Origin of the sequence: Sphingopyxis sp. HIX, from assembly GCF_001468285.1 — a bacterium.
GTDB lineage: Bacteria > Pseudomonadota > Alphaproteobacteria > Sphingomonadales > Sphingomonadaceae > Sphingopyxis.
Window position 1 is genome coordinate 76,753 of record NZ_LNSB01000014.1, and the last position, 21,387, is coordinate 98,139.

The 21,387-nt window shown below is 66.5% G+C and carries 18 protein-coding genes; 8 read left to right on the forward strand and 10 right to left on the reverse strand.

All coding sequences use genetic code 11. The features are described 5' to 3' along the window. Positions 1 to 26 precede the first annotated feature (26 nt). From gltB to ATE62_RS08780, 3 genes are all read left to right on the forward strand, one after another. Positions 27 to 4,556, forward strand: a complete 4,530-nt coding sequence (gltB, locus tag ATE62_RS08770) for a glutamate synthase large subunit (protein ID WP_058807467.1) — start codon at positions 27 to 29, stop codon at positions 4,554 to 4,556. Positions 4,557 to 4,821: 265 nt separating this feature from the next. Beyond that, positions 4,822 to 5,247, forward strand: a complete 426-nt coding sequence (locus tag ATE62_RS08775; RefSeq protein ID WP_058807466.1) for a hypothetical protein — start codon at positions 4,822 to 4,824, stop codon at positions 5,245 to 5,247. Between the two features lie 70 nt (positions 5,248 to 5,317). After that, positions 5,318 to 5,989, forward strand: coding sequence for a glutathione S-transferase family protein (locus tag ATE62_RS08780; protein WP_058807465.1), 672 nt, complete (start codon positions 5,318 to 5,320; stop codon positions 5,987 to 5,989). 100 nt (positions 5,990 to 6,089) lie between these two features. On the opposite strand, the gene ATE62_RS08785 is transcribed toward ATE62_RS08780, so the two are convergent. Further along, the gene (locus ATE62_RS08785) at positions 6,090 to 6,683 is read right to left on the reverse strand and encodes a YdeI/OmpD-associated family protein (RefSeq protein WP_058807517.1); all 594 of its coding nucleotides are present in this window, start codon (positions 6,681 to 6,683) and stop codon (positions 6,090 to 6,092) included. Next, positions 6,680 to 7,405, reverse strand: coding sequence for a bifunctional 2-polyprenyl-6-hydroxyphenol methylase/3-demethylubiquinol 3-O-methyltransferase UbiG (ubiG, locus tag ATE62_RS08790; protein ID WP_058807464.1), 726 nt, complete (start codon positions 7,403 to 7,405; stop codon positions 6,680 to 6,682). Before ubiG ends, ATE62_RS08785 begins: the two co-directional genes overlap by 4 nt. A gap of 158 nt (positions 7,406 to 7,563) precedes the next feature. Here ubiG and ATE62_RS08795 point away from each other — a divergent pair, with 158 nt between their 5' ends. Next, positions 7,564 to 8,811: an aspartate kinase gene (locus ATE62_RS08795; RefSeq protein ID WP_058807463.1), complete on the forward strand. Its 1,248-nt coding sequence runs from the start codon at positions 7,564 to 7,566 to the stop codon at positions 8,809 to 8,811. 20 nt (positions 8,812 to 8,831) lie between these two features. Here the strand turns inward: ATE62_RS08795 and ATE62_RS08800 are convergent, their stop codons facing one another. The 5 genes from ATE62_RS08800 to ATE62_RS08820 form a co-directional block, all read right to left on the reverse strand. Continuing rightward, positions 8,832 to 9,326 carry a YdeI/OmpD-associated family protein gene (locus ATE62_RS08800; RefSeq protein WP_058807462.1) on the reverse strand — a complete coding sequence of 165 codons (495 nt, stop codon included), beginning with the start codon at positions 9,324 to 9,326 and terminating at the stop codon, positions 8,832 to 8,834. A 21-nt stretch (positions 9,327 to 9,347) separates the two neighbouring features. Then, the gene (locus ATE62_RS08805; protein WP_058807461.1) at positions 9,348 to 9,947 is read right to left on the reverse strand and encodes an inner membrane-spanning protein YciB; all 600 of its coding nucleotides are present in this window, start codon (positions 9,945 to 9,947) and stop codon (positions 9,348 to 9,350) included. A gap of 130 nt (positions 9,948 to 10,077) precedes the next feature. Beyond that, positions 10,078 to 11,187 (reverse strand): HlyD family secretion protein, encoded by a 1,110-nt coding sequence (locus ATE62_RS08810; RefSeq protein WP_082662697.1) that lies wholly within the window; start codon positions 11,185 to 11,187, stop codon positions 10,078 to 10,080. Then, positions 11,184 to 11,600 (reverse strand): PaaI family thioesterase, encoded by a 417-nt coding sequence (locus ATE62_RS08815; RefSeq protein WP_058807460.1) that lies wholly within the window; start codon positions 11,598 to 11,600, stop codon positions 11,184 to 11,186. The genes ATE62_RS08810 and ATE62_RS08815 overlap by 4 nt, the downstream gene beginning before the upstream one ends. Beyond that, complete coding sequence (locus ATE62_RS08820) at positions 11,597 to 12,190, reverse strand: TetR/AcrR family transcriptional regulator (protein WP_058807459.1); 594 nt, start codon at positions 12,188 to 12,190, stop codon at positions 11,597 to 11,599. The genes ATE62_RS08815 and ATE62_RS08820 overlap by 4 nt, the downstream gene beginning before the upstream one ends. A gap of 55 nt (positions 12,191 to 12,245) precedes the next feature. Between ATE62_RS08820 and ATE62_RS08825 the strand changes: the two genes are divergently transcribed. Continuing rightward, positions 12,246 to 13,859 (forward strand): DHA2 family efflux MFS transporter permease subunit, encoded by a 1,614-nt coding sequence (locus ATE62_RS08825; protein ID WP_082662698.1) that lies wholly within the window; start codon positions 12,246 to 12,248, stop codon positions 13,857 to 13,859. A 106-nt stretch (positions 13,860 to 13,965) separates the two neighbouring features. Beyond that, the gene (locus ATE62_RS08830) at positions 13,966 to 14,391 is read left to right on the forward strand and encodes a hypothetical protein (RefSeq protein ID WP_058807457.1); all 426 of its coding nucleotides are present in this window, start codon (positions 13,966 to 13,968) and stop codon (positions 14,389 to 14,391) included. A gap of 101 nt (positions 14,392 to 14,492) precedes the next feature. Here ATE62_RS08830 and katG read toward each other — a convergent pair whose 3' ends face one another. Next, positions 14,493 to 16,682 carry a catalase/peroxidase HPI gene (gene katG / locus ATE62_RS08835; RefSeq protein WP_058807456.1) on the reverse strand — a complete coding sequence of 730 codons (2,190 nt, stop codon included), beginning with the start codon at positions 16,680 to 16,682 and terminating at the stop codon, positions 14,493 to 14,495. 368 nt (positions 16,683 to 17,050) lie between these two features. Here katG and ATE62_RS23250 point away from each other — a divergent pair, with 368 nt between their 5' ends. Further along, a complete protein-coding gene (locus tag ATE62_RS23250; protein ID WP_156420483.1) occupies positions 17,051 to 17,194 on the forward strand; it encodes a hypothetical protein in 144 nt (47 codons plus the stop codon). Between the two features lie 73 nt (positions 17,195 to 17,267). Here the strand turns inward: ATE62_RS23250 and ATE62_RS08840 are convergent, their stop codons facing one another. Then, a complete protein-coding gene (locus ATE62_RS08840) occupies positions 17,268 to 19,820 on the reverse strand; it encodes a TonB-dependent receptor (protein WP_058807454.1) in 2,553 nt (850 codons plus the stop codon). A gap of 93 nt (positions 19,821 to 19,913) precedes the next feature. Beyond that, positions 19,914 to 20,087, reverse strand: a complete 174-nt coding sequence (locus tag ATE62_RS22850; RefSeq protein WP_231736213.1) for a YezD family protein — start codon at positions 20,085 to 20,087, stop codon at positions 19,914 to 19,916. Positions 20,088 to 20,277: 190 nt separating this feature from the next. Here ATE62_RS22850 and ATE62_RS08845 point away from each other — a divergent pair, with 190 nt between their 5' ends. Next, positions 20,278 to 21,282 (forward strand): NAD(P)H-dependent flavin oxidoreductase, encoded by a 1,005-nt coding sequence (locus tag ATE62_RS08845; protein WP_058807453.1) that lies wholly within the window; start codon positions 20,278 to 20,280, stop codon positions 21,280 to 21,282. Positions 21,283 to 21,387: the final 105 nt, after the last annotated feature.

The following is a 21,387-nucleotide window of genomic DNA, read 5'->3' on the forward strand; positions in this document are numbered from 1 at the left end:
AGCCACACGGCCAGGACTGCAAAAAAATGACCCATTACCCCACCCCCGATCACGCGCGCCTCGCAGCCGAGGGCATGTATCGTCCCGACATGGAATCCGATGCCTGCGGCGTCGGCATGGTCGCCGCGACCGACGGCAAGCCGTCGCGCCGCGTCGTCGAGGCGGCGATCGAGGCGTTGCGCGCGGTCTGGCACCGCGGCGCGGTCGATGCCGACGGCAAGACCGGGGACGGGGCGGGCATCCATGTCGACCTGCCGGTGCGCTTCTTCGACGACGCGATCGCGGCCTCGGGGCACAAGGTGCGCCCGAACCGCCTCGCGGTCGGCATGGTCTTCCTGCCGCGCACCGACCTCGACGCGCAGGAACATTGCCGCACGATCGTCGAGGCGGAGATCATCGACGCCGGCTATACCATCTATGGCTGGCGCCAGGTCCCCGTCGACGTATCGGTGATCGGCGACAAGGCGCAGCGCACGCGGCCGGAGATCGAGCAGCTGATGATCGCCGGTCCGCTGCCCGACGAACAGTCGCTCGCCGAGTTCGAAAAGCGCCTCTACCTCGTCCGCCGCCGGATCGAGAAGAAGGTGATCGCGGCACAGATCGCCGATTTCTACATCTGCAGCCTGTCGGCGCGCTCGATCATCTACAAGGGCCTATTCCTCGCCGAGAGCCTCGCCGATTTCTATCCCGACCTCACGAACAAATTGTTCGAGAGCCGCGTCGCGATCTTCCACCAGCGCTATTCGACCAACACCTTCCCGCAATGGTGGCTGGCGCAGCCGTTCCGCACCCTCGCGCACAACGGCGAGATCAACACGATCCGCGGCAACAAGAACTGGATGAAGAGCCACGAGATCAAGATGGCGGGCCTCGCCTTCGGCGAGCATTCGGAAGACATCAAGCCCGTAATCCCCGCGGGCGCCTCGGACACCGCCGCGCTCGACGCGGTGTTCGAGACGCTCTGCCGCGCCGGCCGCGACGCGCCGACCGCGAAGCTGATCCTGGTCCCAGAAGCTTGGGTCACCGACGACGACATGCCCGAAGCGCATAAGGCGATGTACTCCTACCTCGCCAGCGTCATGGAGCCCTGGGACGGCCCTGCCGCGCTCGCGATGACCGACGGCCGCTGGGCCGTCGCGGGCATGGACCGCAACGCGCTCCGTCCGCTGCGCTACACGCTGACCGCCGACAATCTGCTCGTCGTCGGCTCGGAGAGCGGCATGGTGCTGCTGCCCGAGGCGAGCATCCGCAAGAAGGGCCGCCTCGGCCCCGGCCAGATGATCGCGGTCGACCTCGACGAGGGCCAGCTCTACGACGACCGCGCGATCAAGGACAAGATCGCGGGCGCCGCCGACTATGCCGCGCGGGTGAAGGGCTTCCGCACCATGGCCGACCTGCCCAAGGGCGGGAAGTCGAGCCTGCCGACATGGGATCGCCCCGAACTGCTCCGTCGCCAGGTCGCCGCCGGCCTGACGATGGAGGATATGGAGCTGATCCTCTCGCCGATGGTCGAGGATGCCAAGGAAGCCGTCGGCTCGATGGGCGACGACACGCCGCTCGCGGTCATCTCCGACAAGCCGCGCCACGTCGCGCAATTCTTCCGCCAGAATTTCAGCCAGGTCACCAATCCGCCGATCGACAGCCTGCGCGAACGGCATGTGATGAGCCTCAAGACGCGCTTCGCCAACCTCGCGAACATCCTCGACGAAAAGGGGCAGAGCGACCACGTCCTCGTCATCGACAGCCCCGTGCTCGTCGGCGACGACTGGGACCGCCTGCGCGCCTATTTCGGCGATGCCGTCGCCGACATCGACTGCACCTTCCCCACCGGCGGGGACGCGTCGACGCTGCGCGAAGCCATCGCGCGCGTCCGCAAGGAAGCCGAAGATGCGGTGCGCGCGGGGCGCAGCGAGCTGTTCCTCTCCGACCAGTCGATCGGCGAAGGCCGCGTCGGCATGGCGATGGTGCTCGCCGCCGCCGCGGTACACACGCATCTCGTGCGCAAGGGCCTGCGCAGCTACGCCTCGATCAACGTCCGCTCGGCCGAGGTGCTCGACACCCATGCCTTCGCGGTGCTGATCGGCGTCGGCGCGACCACGGTGCACGCCTATCTCTCCGAAGCTGCGATCGCCGATCGTCATGCACGCGGGCTGTTCGGCGGCGAGCTGTCGCTGGTCGACTGCCTCCAGCGCTTCCGCAAGGCGATCGACGACGGGCTGCTCAAGATCCTCGCCAAGATGGGGATCGCGGTGATCTCCTCCTATCGCGGCGGCTATAATTTCGAAGCGGTCGGCCTCAGCCGCGCGCTCGTCAACGACCTCTTCCCCGGCATGCCGGCCAAGATTTCTGGCGAGGGTTATCAGTCGCTGTTCATCAACGCGACCGAGAAGCACGAAGGCGCGTTCGACAAGCGCGTCACCACGCTCCCGATCGGCGGTTTCTACCGCCAGCGCGCGGGAGGCGAGACGCACGCCTATTCGGCGCAGCTGATGCATCTCCTGCAGACCGCGGTCGCGACCGACAGCTATTCGACCTACCTCCAGTTCGCGCGCGGGGTCGCCGACCTGCCGCCGGTGTATCTGCGCGACCTGATGGAATTCAACTATCCCGCGACCGGCGTCGCGCTCGACAGCGTCGAGGCGATCACCGAAATCCGCAAGCGCTTCGTCACTCCCGGCATGTCGCTGGGCGCGCTTTCCCCGGAAGCGCACGAGACGCTGGCGATCGCGATGAACCGCATCGGTGCCAAGGCGGTCTCGGGCGAAGGCGGCGAAGCAAGCGAGCGCTACCAACCCTATGCAAACGGCGACAACGCCAACAGCAACATCAAGCAGATCGCCTCGGGCCGCTTCGGCGTCACCGCCGAATATCTCGGCGCGTGCGACGAGATCGAGATCAAGGTCGCACAGGGCGCCAAGCCCGGCGAGGGCGGTCAGCTTCCGGGCTTCAAGGTCACCGAGTTCATCGCGCGGCTGCGCCACTCGACCCCGGGCGTGATGCTCATCTCGCCGCCGCCGCACCACGACATCTATTCGATCGAGGATTTGGCGCAGCTCATCTACGACCTCAAGCAGATCAACCCCAAGGCGCGCGTCTGCGTGAAGCTCGTGTCGAGCGCCGGCATCGGCACCGTCGCAGCGGGCGTCGCCAAGGCGCATGCCGACGTCATCCTCGTCTCGGGCAACACCGGCGGCACCGGCGCAAGCCCGCAAACCAGCGTCAAATATGCCGGCACGCCGTGGGAAATGGGGCTCAGCGAGGTCAACCAGGTGCTGACGCTCAACGGCCTGCGCCATCGCATCCGCCTGCGCACCGACGGCGGGCTCAAGACCGGCCGCGACATCGTCATCGCCGCGATCCTCGGCGCCGAGGAATATGGCATTGGGACTTTGAGCCTCGTCGCGATGGGCTGCATCATGGTGCGCCAGTGCCACAGCAACACCTGCCCCGTCGGCGTCTGCACGCAGGACGAGAAGATGCGCGCCAAGTTCACCGGCTCGCCCGAGAAGGTCATCAACCTGATGACCTTCATCGCCGAGGAAGTGCGCGAAATCCTCGCGAAGCTCGGCTGCCGCAGCCTCGACGAGGTGATCGGCCGCACCGAATTGCTGCGCCAGGTCAGCCGCGGTGCCGAGCATCTCGACGACCTCGACCTCAACCCGATTCTCGCCAAGGTCGATGCCCCCGACGAGCAGCGCCGCTCGCAGGGCCCGCATTTCCGCAACCCCGTGCCCGACAGCCTCGACGCGCAGATATTGAGCGATGCGAAGCCGCTGTTCGAGCGCGGCGAGCGCATGCAGCTGACCTATAATGTCCGCAACACCCACCGCGCCGTCGGCACGCGCCTCTCGGCCGAGGTCACCGCGCGCTTCGGCATGAAGGGCCTCGCCGACGACCATGTCCAGGTGCGCCTGCGCGGCACCGCGGGCCAGTCCTTGGGCGCCTTCCTCTGCCAGGGCATCACGCTCGAAGTGTTCGGCGACGCCAACGACTATGTCGGCAAGGGCCTGTCGGGCGGCCGCATCGTCGTGCGCCCGACCGTGTCGAGCCCGCTGGTCAGCCAGCACAACACGATCGTCGGCAACACCGTCCTCTACGGCGCGACCGCGGGCACGCTGCTCGCCGCGGGCCAGGCGGGCGAGCGCTTCGCGGTGCGCAATTCGGGCGCCCATGTCGTGGTCGAGGGCTGCGGCGCCAACGGCCTCGAATATATGACCGGCGGCATCGCGGTGATCCTGGGCGCGGTCGGCTCGAACTTCGGTGCGGGCATGACCGGCGGCATGGCCTTCGTGCTCGACGGCGACGCCAGCTTCGAACGCCGCGCCAACGGCGAATCGATCGTCTGGCAGCGCATCGAGAGCGCGCATTGGGAGGGCGTGCTGAAGGCGCTGGTCGAGGATCATGCGCGCGCGACGGGCAGCAAATGGTCCGCCGAAATCCTCGCCGACTGGGACCGCCGCGTCGGCGAATTCTGGCAGGTGTGCCCGAAGGAAATGCTGTCGCGGCTGGATTATCCGCTACGCGACGCCGAAGCGGAGGTCGTCGCGGCGGAGTAAAGATCCTCCCCATCGCGAAGCGTTGGGGAGGGGGACCGCTCGCGAAGCGAGTGGTGGAGGGGCCAGCAGCGCTGGCTCTATTACCCCTCCGTCAGCGCTTCGCGCTGCCACCTCCCCATGGCTACGCCAAGGGGAGGATCATCTCGCCCCGCCAGCGCATCGCCCCACCGCATCCCACCCTGACGTTCAGCCCAGCGAAAGCCCGCCTCCCCTAGAAGCGCCACCTTGATCGACCCCGTGTCATCGCCGCAATAAGGAAGATGCCATGCGCCGCTGGACCCTCGCCGCCCTCCCCCTTCTCGCCATCGCCGCGCCGATTCCGGCGCAGGCCGCCGACGTGCGCGACGCCGCCGAGGCGCTGACCGATCCGGTCGAAAGCGATCGCATGGCCAGCACGGTGACCGCACTCGTCGACGCGCTGATGCGCACCAACATCGGCCCGCTCGCCGAGGCGATCGCGCGCGTCGATCCCGAATCCGACGCTGCCTATATCCCGCCCGATGCCACCTTGGGCGAAGTGACCGGCACCGACCCCGACTACGGCCGCCGCCTCGGCGGCGACGTCCGCGCAACCTCGCGCATGGCAGGCCACCTCGCGACCGCCGCGGCGGCTTACGCCCCCGTCCTCAAGGAGATGGCGCGCGACATGGCGGCGCAGTGGGAACGCGAGCGCGACGCCGCGCGCCGCTGATCCACAGTCTCTCCGCCGCATCGCACCATAGGCGTTGCGCGCGGCGCCCCGCTGCCGCTATGCCCTCTATATGTGGCAACTTTACCAATTTCCGCTCTGCCCCTTCTCGCGCAAGGTCCGCCTGCTGCTCGGCGAGAAGGGCGTCGGTTACGAACTGGTGCGCGAATCGCCGTGGGAGCGCCGCGACGAATTCGTCGACCTGAACCCCGCCGGGCGCACGCCCGTCATGGTCGATAGCGCCCGCGGCCAGGTGCTGATCGACAGCGCCGCGATCTGCGAATATTTCGAAGAGACGGTCGAGGGCAAGGCGATGATCAACGGCACCGCCGCCAATCGCGCCGAAATCCGCCGCCTCACCGCCTGGTTCGACCATGATTTCTATTATGAGGTCACCGGTCCCCTGCTGTTCGAGCGCATGCAGAAGCGCATCGTTCACCGCCAGCCCCCCGATGGCGGCGCATTGCGCGAGGCGATGAAGGCGGCGAACCAGCATCTCGACTATATCGATTACCTCATCGACCACCGCACCTGGCTCGCCGGCGCGACGATGAGCCTCGCCGATCTCGCCGCCGCGGCGCATATTTCGGTCGCCGACTATCTCGGCGGCATCGACTGGACCGGGCACGAGCAAACGAAGGGATGGTATTCGGGCCTCAAATCCCGGCCGAGCTTTCGACCCCTTCTAGCCGAGCGGATGGAAATCGTGACGCCGCCGAAATATTATGAGGATGTGGATTTCTAGCCAATCGTCATCCCGGCGAAGGCCGGGATCTCGCCGGTACGGCATGACGAGAGGTTGAGATCCCGGCCTTCGCCGGGATGACGAGGTTAGTTGCGACGCCTCAACAGCCCTTATATTTCCAGTTCCGGTCCTTGCCCTCGGCGACCTGCGCGACGATCGTTTCGATGCGCTTGACCCGCGTTTCCTCGCGCTTCGCCTCGAGCACCCATTCGATATTGTCGCGCCGCTTGCCCGGCGAAAAAGCGTCCCAATGCCCCTGCGCCGCGGCATTGGCGCCCAGCGCCGCGCCCAGATCCTCGGGCAGGTCGAGCGCGGCCTTGGGTTCGGCTTTCGGCCGGTTCGGCTTGCCCTCGCCGCACAGCGCCGCAGCCTTGGCGATCCACGCCGCCATCTGCTTGTCGCCCGGCAGGTCGGCGAGCGTCGCAAGCCGCCCCATGCTCCCCATCGCGCCGGTATCGCGCGGCGAGCCCGTGACCTCCTCGTCGCGCCAGAAGCCGAAGGTCGCATGGCCCTTGAACGCCCCCATGCCCGCCAGATTCTGCCCGTTCAGCACGAAATGCGGCACGCCCCATTTCAGCGTCTCTTCGGCGCCGGGCGCATGCTGGTGCACCAACTCGCGCAGATGCTTCAGGATCGGCTGCGCGAACGCCTGTCGCGCCGCGATATAGGCATCGACGCGCGGGTCGCGGGTCACGCCGGCCACCGCGCGGCGACGAGATAGTTGAGCGCCTCGCTGCCGCCGAGCTTGAAACCCTTGGCGGCCGACGGCGACAGGCCGGTGCGGTCGAAAACCTCGAGTCCCGCATCCTCGATCAGCTCCGTCAATTCCTCGGGCTTCAGAAACTGGTCCCAGTCGTGCGTGCCCCGCGGCACCGCGCCGATCCGCTCGGCCGCCTCGACGAGCAGCAGCTTCGAGAGCGCGGTGCGGTTCGGCGTCGACAGAATCATCAGCCCGCCGGGCGCCAGCCGCGCCGCGAGCTCGGCGATGAAGGCCGCGGGGTCGCTCACATGCTCGACCACCTCCATCGACGTGACGAGGTCGAATTGCCCCTTCGGCAACTCTGCCAGCTCGCCCGCGAAGTAATCAATCGCTAGCCCTTGCCCCACCGCATGCGCCTTGGCCGCCGCGATATTCTCGGGCGCCGCATCGACCCCGGTCACCGCCGCGCCCATCCGCGCCAGCGGCTCGGCGAGCAGCCCCGCGCCGCAACCGACGTCGAGCGCGCTTTTGCCGGTCAGCGGGCGGCGTTCGCGCGTGTCGCCGTGCCAATGCGCGTCGATCTGCCCGCGGATATAGGCGAGCCGCACCGGGTTCAGCTTGTGCAGCATCGCCGACGAACCATGCGGGTCCCACCAGTCGGCGGCGAGCGCGCCGAAATGCGCGGCTTCGTTCGGGTTGATCGTGGCGCTACTCATGCCCCGCGATGTGGCACTGCGGCATCACCGGCGCAAGAAATTCTATCCGCCGCATACGAAGCCGGCCTTGCCTTCCCCGCCCCCCTTCCCTAACAGCCGAGCGCCGCAGAAACGTACGAATGTTGCGGCGGAAACCAGTTTCTTGAAAGCGGGGCGAGATGGCGCGGATCGTGATGAAATTCGGGGGCACGTCGATGGCGGGCACCGAACGAATTCGCACCGTGGCGAAGCTCGTCGCGCGCGAGGTCGCCAACGGCAACCAGGTCGCGGTCGTCGTCTCGGCGATGGCGGGCGAGACCGACCGGCTCGTCAATTTCTGCCGCGAGGCGAACCCGCGCTACGACCCCGCCGAATATGACGTCGTCGTGGCCTCGGGCGAACAGGTGACCTCGGGCCTGCTCGCGCTGACGCTCCAGGCGATGGGCACCCCGGCGCGCAGCTGGCTCGGCTGGCAGCTCCCGATCCGCACCGAGGAAGCCCACGCGCGCGCGCGAATCGCCGACATCGACACCGGCGCGCTCGGTGCCGCGATGGCGAAGGGCGAGGTCGCGGTGATCCCGGGCTTCCAGGGCATGATGGACGACGGCCGCGTCTCGACGCTCGGCCGCGGCGGCTCGGACACCAGCGCGGTTGCCGTCGCCGCGGCGCTCAAGGCCGACCGCTGCGACATCTACACCGACGTCGATGGCGTCTACACCACCGACCCGCGCATCGTCGCGCGCGCGCGCAAGCTCGACTATGTGACCTATGAGGAAATGCTCGAACTCGCGAGCGTCGGCGCGAAAGTGCTCCAGACGCGCTCGGTCGGGCTGGCGATGAAAGAGGGCGTGCGCGTGCAGGTGCTCTCCAGCTTCGTCGAGGGCGACGAAGCGCCCAAAAAAGGCACGATGATCGTCAGCGACGAGGAAATAGAGGAACATCAGATGGAACGGCAGCTGATCACCGGCATCGCCCACGACAAGAATGAAGCGAAGATCATCGTCACGCGCGTGCCTGACAAGCCGGGCGCCGTGGCGAACATCTTCGGCCCGCTCGCCGCCGCCGGGATCAACGTCGACATGATCATCCAGAACGTCGGCCGCGAAAAGGGCGAGACCGACGTGACCTTCACCGTCCCCGGCACCGACCTCCTTCGCTCGATCGACCTGCTCGAGGGCGCGAAGGACAAGATCGGCTTCAACCGCATCATCAGCGACGACAAGGTCGCCAAGATCAGCGTCGTCGGGGTCGGCATGAAGAGCCACGCGGGCGTCGCGAGCACGATGTTCCGCGCGCTGGCCGACCGCGGCATCAACATCCAGGCGATCTCGACCAGCGAGATCAAGGTCAGTGTGCTGATCGACGAGGACGAGACCGAACTCGCGGTGCGCGTACTGCATACGGCCTACGGGCTCGACGCCGAATAAGCCGAAGGTTCCGCGGGCGCTCAGTTCCAGTCGCGCGCCAGGAACCGTTCCTTCGCGCCGCCGAGCACGGCGATGGCGCGCTCGACATTGCGCTGCCGTGCCGCGTCCGATTTCAGATTGGCCAGATAGCGCAATATCTCTTTCTGCAGGCTGGGGGTCAGCCCGTCCCATCGCGCCTTCGCTGACGGGCTCTGATCGAGGCGCGCCGCGAATTCAGGCAGCATGTCGTGCTGCGGCCCGCTTCGATACGCCTCGTCGAAGACGACCGACACCGCGACCATGTCGCCCACGTCGGTGCCCGACGCCTTGCGAACGATGCCGTCGAGATAGAGATAGAAGCTGCCGTCGCCCGCCGGCATCATGTTGACGCGCCACGCCGGGTCGGGCTGGCCGTTCACCTGGACCAGCACGGGCATCGGCTTTTTCCAGCCGGCCTTGATCCGCCCCGCCCGCGCCGGGCTCACCAGCACATAAGGATTGATGCCTCTAAGCTCGATCTTGGCTTTGAACTTCATCCCTAGCCCGTAGCACAGCGATCAGGACGGCGTGACCACCGAAGAAGCGGGCGCCGCGCCGATATCGGCTGCTTGGCGGCGCAGCCGCGCCTGGCCGATGAAATGCACCACCGCGATGTGGATCGCAAACAGCCCGAATTTCGAGGCCAGCGGGAATACGCCGATGAACAGCGGCCACCATTGGGTGAAGAAGAGCGCGATCACCAGGTTGAGCCCCGCACTCGCGAACATCAGCGCCGACCAGATCATGCCGAAGCGATCCATGACGTCGCCGACCAGCGCCATCTGCTCGGGCGGGATATAGCGGCTGAGCCAGCCCTTGCGCAGCATCACCGTCCCGACGATCAGATAGACGACGGTCGGCTTCGCCATCACGAAGCGTGGATCGCCGGTCAGCAACGTCGCCGCGGCGGTGAACAGCACCGACGCGAGGCTAATCCACTGCAGCGCCGCGACCTGATGCCCGCGCGCCAGTTCGTAACCGACCACCCCGACCGCGACGACGGTGCCCGCGATCACCGCAGGAACGATCCCCGCGCCGGCCGCCAGCAATATCGCGAAGACGATGATCCCGAGCGAGTCGAAGAGCATCGGGCCGAGGGCATAGAGCAGAGTGCGCATGGTCGTCCTTTCCGGGGACTCAATGTTACTGTCGTAAACATTGCACGCAGCATGCAAGCCGGTCAAGCAGAAATTGACATTGTTAACATTGCGCAGGACGAGCCGCCGTACGCGCGCGGCGAACCGAGCCTCAGTCGCGCAGCCGCACCTTCGCGGTCACCGACAGGCCCGGCCGCAGCTGCGCGAGCGCCGCCTGCCCCGGATCGAGCCGGATGCGCACACCCACGCGCTGGACGATCTTGGTGAAGTTGCCCGATCCGGGCTCGAAAGGCAGCAGGGTGAACTCGCTCCCCGACCCCGGCGCCAGGCTGTCGACCGTGCCCGCCAGCGTCTCGCCGAGTGCATCGACATAGACTTCGGCCTTCTGTCCCGGCCGCATCGCGTGCGTCTGCGTTTCCTTGAAATTGGCGACCACATAGATGGCGCGCACCGGCACCACCGACAGCAGCCGCGTGCCCGGCTGGACAAAGTCGCCAACCTGCACCTGCCGGTTGCCGACGACCCCGGCGATCGGCGCCCGCACGACCGTATGCCCGCGGTCCTGCTTCGCCAGCGCCCGCGCCGCGCGCGCCTTCAGCGCTTCGGCCTCGGCCGCCTGCACCTCGGCCAGCAGCACCGGCCGCCGCGCGCGCGTCACCGCCGCCTGCTCGTAACTGGCGCCAAGGTCGGCGCGCGAGCGCCGCGCCGCCGACGCCGCGCCGACCGCGGTCGCGCGCACCTGGTCGGCGTCGCGCCGCGTCACGAAGCCATCGACCAGCAGCGTGTCGTAGCGCTTGAGGTCGGCCGCCGCGCGCACCGATTCGGCGTCGGCGGCGGCGATCTCGGTCCCAACCGCGCGGATCTGTGCCGCGGCGAGCCTTTCGTCGGCGCCCAGCGCGGCGAGCGCCGCCCGCGCGGTCGCGACCCCGGCATCGGCGTCGGCGACCGCCGCCTCGGCCGCCTGCAGCCGCGCGTCATAATCCTCGGCGTCGATGCGGACGAGCGGATCGCCCGCCTTCACCGCCTGATTGTCACGCACCAGCACCGCGGCGACCAGCCCGCCGACCTTGGGCGCGACATTGCTGGAGTCGGCCTTCAGATAGGCATTGTCGGTCGACTCTGCGGTGCGCGGCGCGGTCAGCCACCACACACCGGCCGCCGCGACCAGCAAGGCGATCAGCCCGACCTTCCACGCCTTCTTTGGCAAGGCGAAGCGGCGGCGCACCGGTGCCTCGGTCGCAATCGCGCTCTGCGCGTTCATTGCTGGATCACCAGCAGCGTCGACGTCGCGGTGGCATAGAGCCGCCCCGCCTCGTCGGCCAGCTTCGCCTCGACATAAGCGACGCGGCGCCCGATCGAGATCACCCGTCCCTCGGCGCGCACCTTGCCGGTCTCGCCGGTCATCGCCTTCAGATAGCTGGTCTTGAGCTCGAGCGTCGTCATCGCCTGATCGTCGGCGAGCTTGGTGACGACCGCGATGCCGCACGCCGAGTCGAGCAAAGTCGCGGCATAGCCGCCGTGGACGATCCCCATCGGATTATAATGCTGCGGCCCCGGCACGCCCTCAAACGCCGCCCAGCCGTCGCCGGCGTCGACCAGCTGGAAGCCCAAAGTCTCGCCGATCGGCGGGCGCCCCCCCGAGGCAATCAGCCCCTGCACCTTGGCGAGCGTCATTGCGCCGCCTCCAGCCCGTAGCGCGCGACGATGCTCGCGTGCGTGTCAGCCAGCATCGCGTCCGACAGCGCCGGATCGCCCACCGCCCGCGCCAATGCGACCCCGCCGACGAGTTGCGCAAGCAAGGCATGCGATTCCGCCGCAGCATCGGCATAACCTAGTTCCGCCAACGGCACCGCAAGCCGCGAGGCGATGCCGACCACGCCCGTACCGAAACGCTCGCGCGTCGCGGGCTCCGAGCGCGCGAAATCGCCCGATAGCGTCGGCAGCGGGCACCCCCGGTCGCGGCTGTCGCGATGCGCGGGCGACAGATAGAAATCGACATAGGCGCGCAGCACCGCCCTGGGATCGCCCGCCGCGTCGATCTTCGCCGATCGCGCGCGGGCATCGGCGAACATCGTCCCGATCGCCTCGCCGACCAGCGCTTCCTTCGACTTGAAATGGGCGTAGAAACCGCCGTGGGTCAGCCCCGCGCGCGCCATGATCCCCGCGACCGCGACATTGTCGGGGCCCTTGGCGCGAATCTCCTTCGCGGCTTCCTTCAGCACCCGCTCGCGGGTCTCGGCCTTATGCTCGCTCGAATAGCGCACTTGCGATCTCCTTTATATGATGCATATAATATAAAGACTGCAGGACACAAGCCCGATGGCATCGATTCCCCTCTCCCCCGGCCGGACGGCATCCATGCCCGACGCGCCCTTCGACCCCGCGAGCCTCACCAACGCGCGCAAATATCTGATCTTCGCGGTGATGGCGTTCGGCCAGTTCATGGCGCTGATCGACATCCAGATCGTCGCCGCCTCGCTCAACGAGGTGCAGGCGGGGCTCAGCGCCGGGCCCGACGAGATCAGCTGGGTGCAGACCGCCTATCTGATGGCCGAACTGGTGATGATCCCCTTTTCCGCCTTCTTGGCCCAAGCGCTGTCGACGCGCTGGCTGTTCGCGACGTCGGCGGGGCTGTTCACCATCGCGAGCGTGCTGTGCGGGCTCGCGTGGAGTATCGAATCGATGATCCTGTTCCGCGCGGTGCAGGGTTTCGTCGGCGGCGCGATGATCCCGACGGTGTTCGCGACGGGCTATATGCTGTTCGAGGGCAAGCAGCGCGCGCTGATCCCCGCGATCCTCGGCATGGTGTCGGTGCTCGCGCCCACCTTGGGCCCGACGGTCGGCGGCTGGATCACCGACGCGATGGGCTGGCGCTGGGTCTTTTTCATCAACGTCCTGCCCGGCGCGATGGTCACGCTCGCGATCCTCGCGCTGGTGCGGATCGACAAGCCCAACCTGCCGATGCTCCGCCGCATCGACTGGGTCCATCTCGCCTCGATGGCGGTGTTCCTCGCCGGGCTCGAGTTCGTGCTCGAGGAAGGACCGAAGCACGACTGGTTCAGCGAGCCCGAGATCGCGATCGGCGCCTGGGTGTCGTTCGTCGCCTTCGGCCTCTTCCTCGAACGCTCGTTCCGCTCGGACGGGCCGATCGTCCGGCTCTCCCCCTTCCGCAAGCCGACCTTCGTCTTCGCCTGCATCTTCAACCTCGTGATCGGCTTCGGCCTTTATGCGAGCACCTATCTCGTCCCGATCTACCTCGGCCGCGTGCAGGGCTATAATGCGTCTGAAATCGGCACGACGGTGTTCGTCTCGGGCCTCGCGCAATTGCTCGGCGTGCCGATCGCCGCCGCGCTGTCGCAAAAGGTCGATCAGCGCATCGTGATCACTTTCGGGCTGACGCTCTTCGCGACTGGGCTCTGGATGTTCAGCTTTATGACCCCCGAATGGGGCTTCGCCGCGCTGTTCTGGCCGCAGGTCGTGCGCAGCTTCGCGATCATGCTGTGCATCGTTCCCTCGGTCGGCCTCGCGCTCGGCAATTTCGAGGGGCCCGAACTGCGCTACGCCTCGGGCCTGTTCAACCTGATGCGCAATTTGGGCGGCGCAATCGGCATCGCGCTCGTCAACACCTGGCTCGGCGACAATCTCCGCATCCATATGCTGCGCCTCTCGGAAGCGCTCGGGCGCTCGGCGGAGGCCGCGAACGAAGCCGCAGCCGGGCTGGCGAAGCATATTGGCCGAACCGTGTCCGACCCCGCACTCGCGCAGCAGATGGCCGAGGGCACGCTCGGCCGCATCGTCGGCCGCGAGGCGCTGACGCTCGCCTTCGACGACGTCTTCCGCCTGATGGCCTATCTGTTCCTCGCGGCGCTGGTGATGGTGCCCTTCTGCAAGCCCCCGCCGATCGGCGGGCCGGCGCCGAAGGATGCGCATTAGCGGGGGCTTAGGGTGGGGAGCTGCCGTTGCGACCTATTGTTGCTCACAGCCGGCTGACGAAAAAAACTTCTTTCCTAAAATATCCCGCTATGTTCCAAACTGGCAGATGGAACATACCGACTCGCCCGCCCGGCAGCTCGCGGACACCTGCCTCGCCTTCACGCCCGTCTCCGCGCAGCGGCACCGCGCCGACGGCTGGACATCCGAAACCCAGGCCAATTTCATCCGCGCGCTCGAAGCCATGGGCTCGGTCGGCAAGGCAGCGCGCGCCGTCGGCATGGGCCGCGCCTCGGCCTATCGCCTCCGCGAACGCGCCGATGCCGCCAGCTTCGCCGCCGCATGGGACCGTGCCATATCGATGGGCCGCACGCACCAGTTCAGCATCGCAATGGACCGCGCGCTCAACGGGGTCACCACCGTACGCGTCCTGAAGGGTGGATCTATCGACGTCAGCGGCGGCCCCGACATGGCCGTCGTCCACGCTGCGCTGCGCGAAGAGGGCATCGCTAAAGCGACAAAGGAGACATTCTGAACGCGCATATGCGTATCTTTTGTCGCTTTAGGCCCCACAAAAAACCCGCCCCCGGGCCCATGTCCCCGGGGGCGGGTCCTTGCGACCCGTCGGTTACCCGATCAGGCGAGGTCGAAACGGTCGGCGTTCATCACCTTGGTCCAGGCCTTGACGAAGTCCTTCACGAACTTTTCGCCATTGTCGGACTGCGCATAGACCTCGCCGACGGCGCGGAGTTCGGCGTTCGAGCCGAAGATGAGGTCGGCGCGCGTCGCACGCCACTTCTCGCCGCCGTCCTTGCGGTCGGTGGCGACATATTCGTCGTCGCCCTCACCCGCGGTCTTCCAGACATTGGTCATGTCGTAGAGGTTGACGAAGAAGTCGTTCGTCAGTTGCCCCGAGCGCTTGGTGAAATGCCCGTGCCCGCGCTCGCCGTGATTGGCGCCGAGGACGCGAAGGCCGCCGATCAGCACGGTCATTTCGGGCACCGACAGGCCGAGCAGCGAGGCGCGGTCGAGCATCATTTCCTCGATCTTCACCGCCAGCTTCTTCTTGCCGACATAGTTGCGGAAGGCATCGGCTTCGGGCTCCATCACCTCGAAGCTGTCGGCGTCGGTCTGCTCCGCCGTCGCATCGCCGCGGCCACCGGTGAAGGGCACCGCGACGCTGAACCCCGCATCCTTGATCGCCTTTTCGAGGCCCACGACGCCGCCGAGCACGATGACGTCCGCCATCGACAGGCTGCCGCGCAAGCCATCGAGCGTGCCGAGCACCTTGGCGAGCTGGTCGGGCTCGTTGACCTCCCAGTCCTTCTGCGGCGCGAGGCGCACGCGCGCACCGTTGGCGCCGCCGCGATAGTCGGACTTGCGATAGGTGCTCGCCGACGCCCAGGCGGTCTTGATCAGCTGGCTGACGGTCAGCCCGCTGCCCGCGATCGCCGCCTTCACCGCCGCGACGTCGGCATCCGACGGCATCGAACCCGCAGGGACCGGATCCTGCCAGATCAGGTCTTCGGCCGGAACCTCGGGGCCGAGGTAGCGGATCTTGGGGCCCATGTCGCGGTGGGTCAGCTTGAACCAGGCGCGGGCAAAGGCGTCCTTGAACGCTTCATGATCGGCGCGGAAGCGCTCGCTGATCGCGCGGAATTCGGGGTCGCGCTTCAGCGCCATGTCGGCGGTGGTCATCATCGTCGGGACTTTGATGTTCGGATCCCACGCCGCCGGCGCCATATCCTCCTCTTTCTGGTTGATCGGCTGCCACTGGTTCGCGCCCGCGGGCGACTTCACCAGCTCATATTCATAGTCGAAGAGCAGGCGGAAATAATTCTCGGTCCACTCCTTGGGCGTGTTGGTCCACGCGCCCTCGATGCCGCTGGTCACCGTATGCTCGCCGATACCGCCGCTTTCGTGGCTGCTGACCCAGCCGAAGCCCTGTGCGACGAGGTCGCCGCCCGACGGCGCATTGCCGAGCAACGACGCATCGCCATTGCCGTGCGCCTTGCCGAAGGTGTGCCCGCCCGCGGTCAGCGCGACGGTTTCCTCATGGTTCATCGCCATGCGCGCAAAGGTTTCCTTCATGTCGCGCGCCATGCCCGCGTCATCGTGCGGATTGCCCTGCGGCCCTTCGGGGTTGACGTAGATGAGGCCCATCTGGATCGCGGCGAGCGGGCCTTCCAGTTCGTGCAGGCCATGTTCGGGGGCGATGCGCGTCTGCACGCCTTGGTTGACCCACTTGTCTTCCGAGCCCCAATAGATGTCGCGCTCGGGCTCGAACGCGTCGGCGCGGCCGCCGCCGAAGCCGAACACCGGCCCACCCATGCTCTCGATCGCGACATTGCCGGTCAGGATGAACAGGTCGGCCCAGCTGATCTTGTTGCCATATTTCTGCTTGATCGGCCACAGCAGGCGGCGCGCCTTGTCGAGATTGCCGTTGTCGGGCCAGCTGTCGAGCGGCGCGAAGCGCTGCTGGCCGCTGTTGGCGCCGCCGCGGCCGTCGGCGGTGCGATAGGTGCCCGCGGCGTGCCACGCCATGCGGATGAAGAAGGGGCCATAATGGCCATAGTCGGCGGGCCACCAGGGCTGGCTGTCGGTCATCAGCGCGGTGAGGTCGTCCTTCAGCGCCTGATAATCGAGCGACTTGAACGCCGCTGCATAGTCGAAATCATCGCCCAGCGGGTTCGACGCGCCGTTGGGATTGAGGATCTCGGTCGCCAGCATCTCGGGCCACCAATCCTTGTTGGTGCGGCCGAGCAGGCCGCGGGCGCCGTCATGGTTTATCGGGCAACCGCTGCCGATGGGGGTCTGGTCGTTCATGCAGTCTCTCCTCTTAGGGCTTTTTGGCGGATTATAGTGGCGTGGAGCGATGACCGGCGCGTGACGCCGCGGCGGCGCAGGGCCACAGCGGGCGTGTCGACAGGGGCAGGCCGCGAGTCGATGGGGTCATCCTTTCGCCTTGGGACGGAAAGGATAGGCCGCGCCCCTCCATCGCCATAACCGAATAAGCTGAACTCAGTCATTGAACGAACCGATTACCGGCGAAGGAGTTGCCGCAAGGAAATGACATTGGTCGCGGCGACGCCACGCCCCGGCGAAAGCAGGCCGCCAGCAGGCAACACCCTGCGCTTGCGGCGGGTTGACCGAGGGTCGTGCCCCTCCCCCGGCGCGGCAGTAGGAGAGAGAAAGTGGCTAACCAGAACCCAAACCAGCAGCAGCAGCGCGACGAGGAAGAACGTCGCAAACAGCAGCAGCAACAGCAGGGTGGCCAGGATCGCCAGCAGGGCGGTCAGCGGTCCGACCAGGATCGCGACAACCAGCAGCAGCGCTGACGAACAGCCTGCACGAGAAAGGGGCTGCTCCGTCTGGAGCGGCCCCTTTTCTTTTGCCTCGAGGCGGCAGCGATCAGAAGCTGACCTTGATCGTCCCGCCCCAGGTCCGGGGATCGCCCGGCGTACCCGCGATCAGGCCGACATTGCCCGGCGCGACCTGCAGCAGTTCGATATAATTGACGTCGAACGCATTGCGGACCCAGCCGAATATGTCGATGCCGTCGCCGCGGAAGCCCAAGCGGAAGTTGGTCAGCGCATAGCCCTTCACATCGGTGTAGATCGACGGCGACGCGTTCGAATTCCAGTGCGAGCGGTAATTGCCGTCGACGCCCAGATAGACCTGCCCGTCCTTGGCAAACAGCTCGACCGGCAGATTGGTCTCGGCGCCATAGGAGAAGGCCCATTTCGAAACGCCCGGCAGGCGCTGGCCCGAAATGTCGCACTGGCGCGGGCTGAGCGCGCCCGGAACGCCCGGTTGCGAATAGTCGGGCGCCGCATTCGCCGGCTGGAAACTGCCGCCCGACAATTCGGGCGGGCACGGCGCGCTGGTGAACTTCTTGTATTTGGCGTCGGTATAGGCCGCGTTGGCATAAGCGGTGAAACGGTCGCTGGTGCGGATCTTGAAATCGGCCTCGACGCCCTGCGACACGACCTTCTCGGCATTGGCCAGATAGCCGCGCACCGTGCCGAACTGCCCGCCGTTCACCGTGGCCTGGAAATTCTTGATCTCGGTGCGGAAGGCGGTGAGGTTGAAGGTCGCGAGCCGGTTCAGGAACTGGGTCTTGATCCCGATCTCATAATGATTGACCGACTCGGGCTTCACCGTGCTGGCGCTCAGCACCGGCTGGTTGTTGGTGTCTAGCGGCAGGCCGTTCTGGTTGATCCCGACGGTCTTGAAGCTCTTGGCGTAGGTCGCATAGGCCAGGATATCAGGCGCGACCTTGTAGTTGATGTTCAGGTCGTAGCTGAAGTTCCAGTCGCTGACCGACGGCGTGGTCAGCTGCGGCTGATAGACGCCGCATTGCGCCGTGAGCACCGCATTGCCCGCGGTCGCCGACGGCGCACAGCTGGCGATCATCTGCCCCGCGCCGGTGGTCACCACGCGCTGGTAGAACCCTTCCTTCTTGTCGTAATTGACGCGGATGCCCGGCTGGATCGTCAGCTCGGGGGTCAGCTTGTAGCTGACCTGCCCATAGAGCGCGGCGCTGTCGGCCTTCAGATATTGGGTATTGATCGCGGTCAGCCCGTTCAGCACCTCGGGCCGGTTGTACACGTTGGTCGGGTCGTTCGACGGCGCGAGGCTGTAGCGCGTGGCGTCGATGCCCTGCTGCTCGGTACCCTGCGTGTCGATACGCTGCTTGAAGCCGAAAAGCCCGACGACGAAGTCGATTTTGTCGCCTTCGTAATTGTAACGGAACTCCTGGCTGTACTGGTCCTGCTGCGACGGGTTCTGCGAGCGCGAGACCACCGAGGCGCCGGTGAAGTCGCGGTCGTTCTCGGGCTGCCAGTCCCAGAAGCGCCACGCGGTAATCGAAGTGAAGGTGCCGGGACCGACATCCCACTTCACGCGCAGCGACGCGCCGCCGATCTTGTTGCCCGCGCTGAGGCTCGCGTCGATGTCGGTCAGCCGGTCGTACACGTTCCGGCTCGGCACGATGTAATTATAGTTCGGATTGGCGGCCTGCAGCCGCGCGATGATCGCGTCATATTGGCGATTGAGCGCACGCTGGGTCGTGCCGACGCGGACGAAGGCGGTGCCGCAGCATTCCGGATTCTGGCGGCTGTAATCGCCCGCCAACGTGATCGACAGATCGTCGTTGGGCTCGAACAGGAGCTGGCCGCGCAGGCCCAGATTGTCCTGCTCGTTGATCCAGCGGTCGGTGCGCGTGTTGAACAGCGTCCCGCGGCGGCTGGTCGCGGCGATCGCGATGCGCGCGGCGATCTTGTCGGTCAGCGGCCCCGACACCGCGGCCTTCGCCTGGCGGTAGTTGAGGTTTCCGACGGTCACCTCGGCGCGGCCCTCGAAATCGAAGGTCGGCTGGTTGGTCGTGATGTTGATCGCGCCCGCGGTGGTGTTCTTGCCATAGAGCGTGCCCTGCGGCCCGCGCAGCACCTCGACCTGGTCGACGTCGAGAAAGTCGAAGGTCGCGGCGGCGACGCGCGAATTATAGACATCGTCGACATAGATGCCGACGCCCTGTTCGAAGCCGTCGCTGGTGAGCCCGAAGGGCACGCCGAGGCCGCGGATATTGACCGAGGTGTTGCGCGGGTTCGAGGTATAGACCTGCAACGTCGGCGCGAGTTGCTGCAATTTCACGACGTTGAAATTGCCCGTCGCTTCGATGGAGTCGCCGCGGATGACGGAGATCGCAACCGGCACCTCCTGCGCGGTTTCCTGGCGGCGGCGCGCGGTGACGATGATGATGTCGCCGCGGCTTACATTATCGTCGTCGGTCTGGGCGGCCCCCTCGGCCGTCGCAGCGCTATCGGCGGCCGCAGCTTCGGCAGTGGCGGTGGTTTCTTCTTCGGCGGCCGCGGCGGGCTGCGCCGCGAAGGCGAGAAGGAACGACAAGGTGACGGCACTCGCCGGAACGCGCCGGCGGACGGAAGGATATTTGGCAGTCATGGCAATTTCCTGTTGCAAAGAAAATTGCCACATCCGGTGGTCCGGTCTGCGGCATCTTTGGGGGAAGGCATCCCCCGGCTTGGGAGCCTGAAATCAGTTGGGGTAGCGGTGGCGCTCGGTGATATCGACCTGCACCAGCTTGCCCTCGTGGACGGTCAGCTGGATCGCGCCGAAACGCAGCTTGTCGAGCGCGTCGAGCACCGTCTGCACCGCGCGCGGCACAGCCTCGCGCTGGCCACTGGCCTGTTCGGATGAAGCGGACATCATTTCCCTTTCCCTGGTTCGATTCGGCGACAAGCATATGCCAAGTGATTTAGTTGACAATGATTGATTTGCCTTCTGCGCCGAAAGGTTCGGTTCGTGCGCCCAAGCGAGACCTTTGCCGTTCCGCAGCATTTACGCATGCGCGGACGCTAGGGATTGCGCGCGAGTCGCTGGGCTGGCAAAGGCATGCGCGATGACAAAAATTAACGATCTGATGGCGCGGGGAACCGCGCTTCTGGGTAGCGACTACGCGATTTTATGCGGTGCGATGAGCTGGGTTTCGGAACGGAACCTGGTCAGCGCGATCAGCAATGCGGGCGGTTTCGGGGTGATCGCGTGCGGCGCGATGACGCCCGAATTGCTCGACACCGAAATCGCCGCGACCAAGGCGCTCGCGACGCGGCCTTTCGGCGTCAACCTGATCACGATGCACCCGCAATTGTTCGACCTCATCGATGTCTGTGCGAAGCATGGCGTCGGGCATGTCGTGCTCGCCGGCGGCCTGCCGCCCAAGGGCAGCCTCGAGGCGATCAAGGCGTCGGGCGCCAAGGTGATCTGCTTCGCGCCGACGCTGGCGCTCGGCAAGAAGCTGATCCGCTCGGGGGTCGACGCGCTGGTGATCGAGGGCATGGAGGCGGGCGGCCATATCGGTCCCGTCTCGACCAGCGTGCTCGCGCAGGAAATCCTGCCGACCCTCGCCGACGAAGTCCCGGTGTTCGTCGCCGGCGGCATCGGCCGCGGCGAGGCGATCGCCGGCTATCTCGAAATGGGGGGATCGGGGGTCCAGCTCGGCACGCGCTTCGTCTGCGCGACCGAAAGCATCGCGCATCCCGCTTTCAAAAAGGCCTTCATCCGCGCCTCGGCGCGCGATGCGGTCGCCAGCGTCCAGATCGACCCGCGCCTGCCGGTCATCCCGGTGCGCGCGCTCAAGAACGCCGGGACCGAGGAATTCACCGCCAAGCAGCGCGAGGTCGCGAACCTGCTCGACGGCGGCGGTATCGACATGGTCGAGGCGCAGCTGCAGATCGAACATTATTGGGCCGGCGCGCTCCGCCGCGCGGTGATCGACGGCGACGTCGAAAACGGCTCGTTAATGGCAGGGCAATCGGTGGGTATGGTAACATCCGAGGAATCCGTGGGGGATATTATCGCGTCACTGGTGCAACAGGCCGAAGCGGCCTTGCACGCGCGGGGTTGATGCCGCATTCTTGTGCGGCAGGGGAGTGAGGTCATGAAATTGTTGCGTAAAATCATCGTCGTCGGGCTGCTTGCGAGCGTCGCCGCCTGCGCCCCCCCGCCTCCC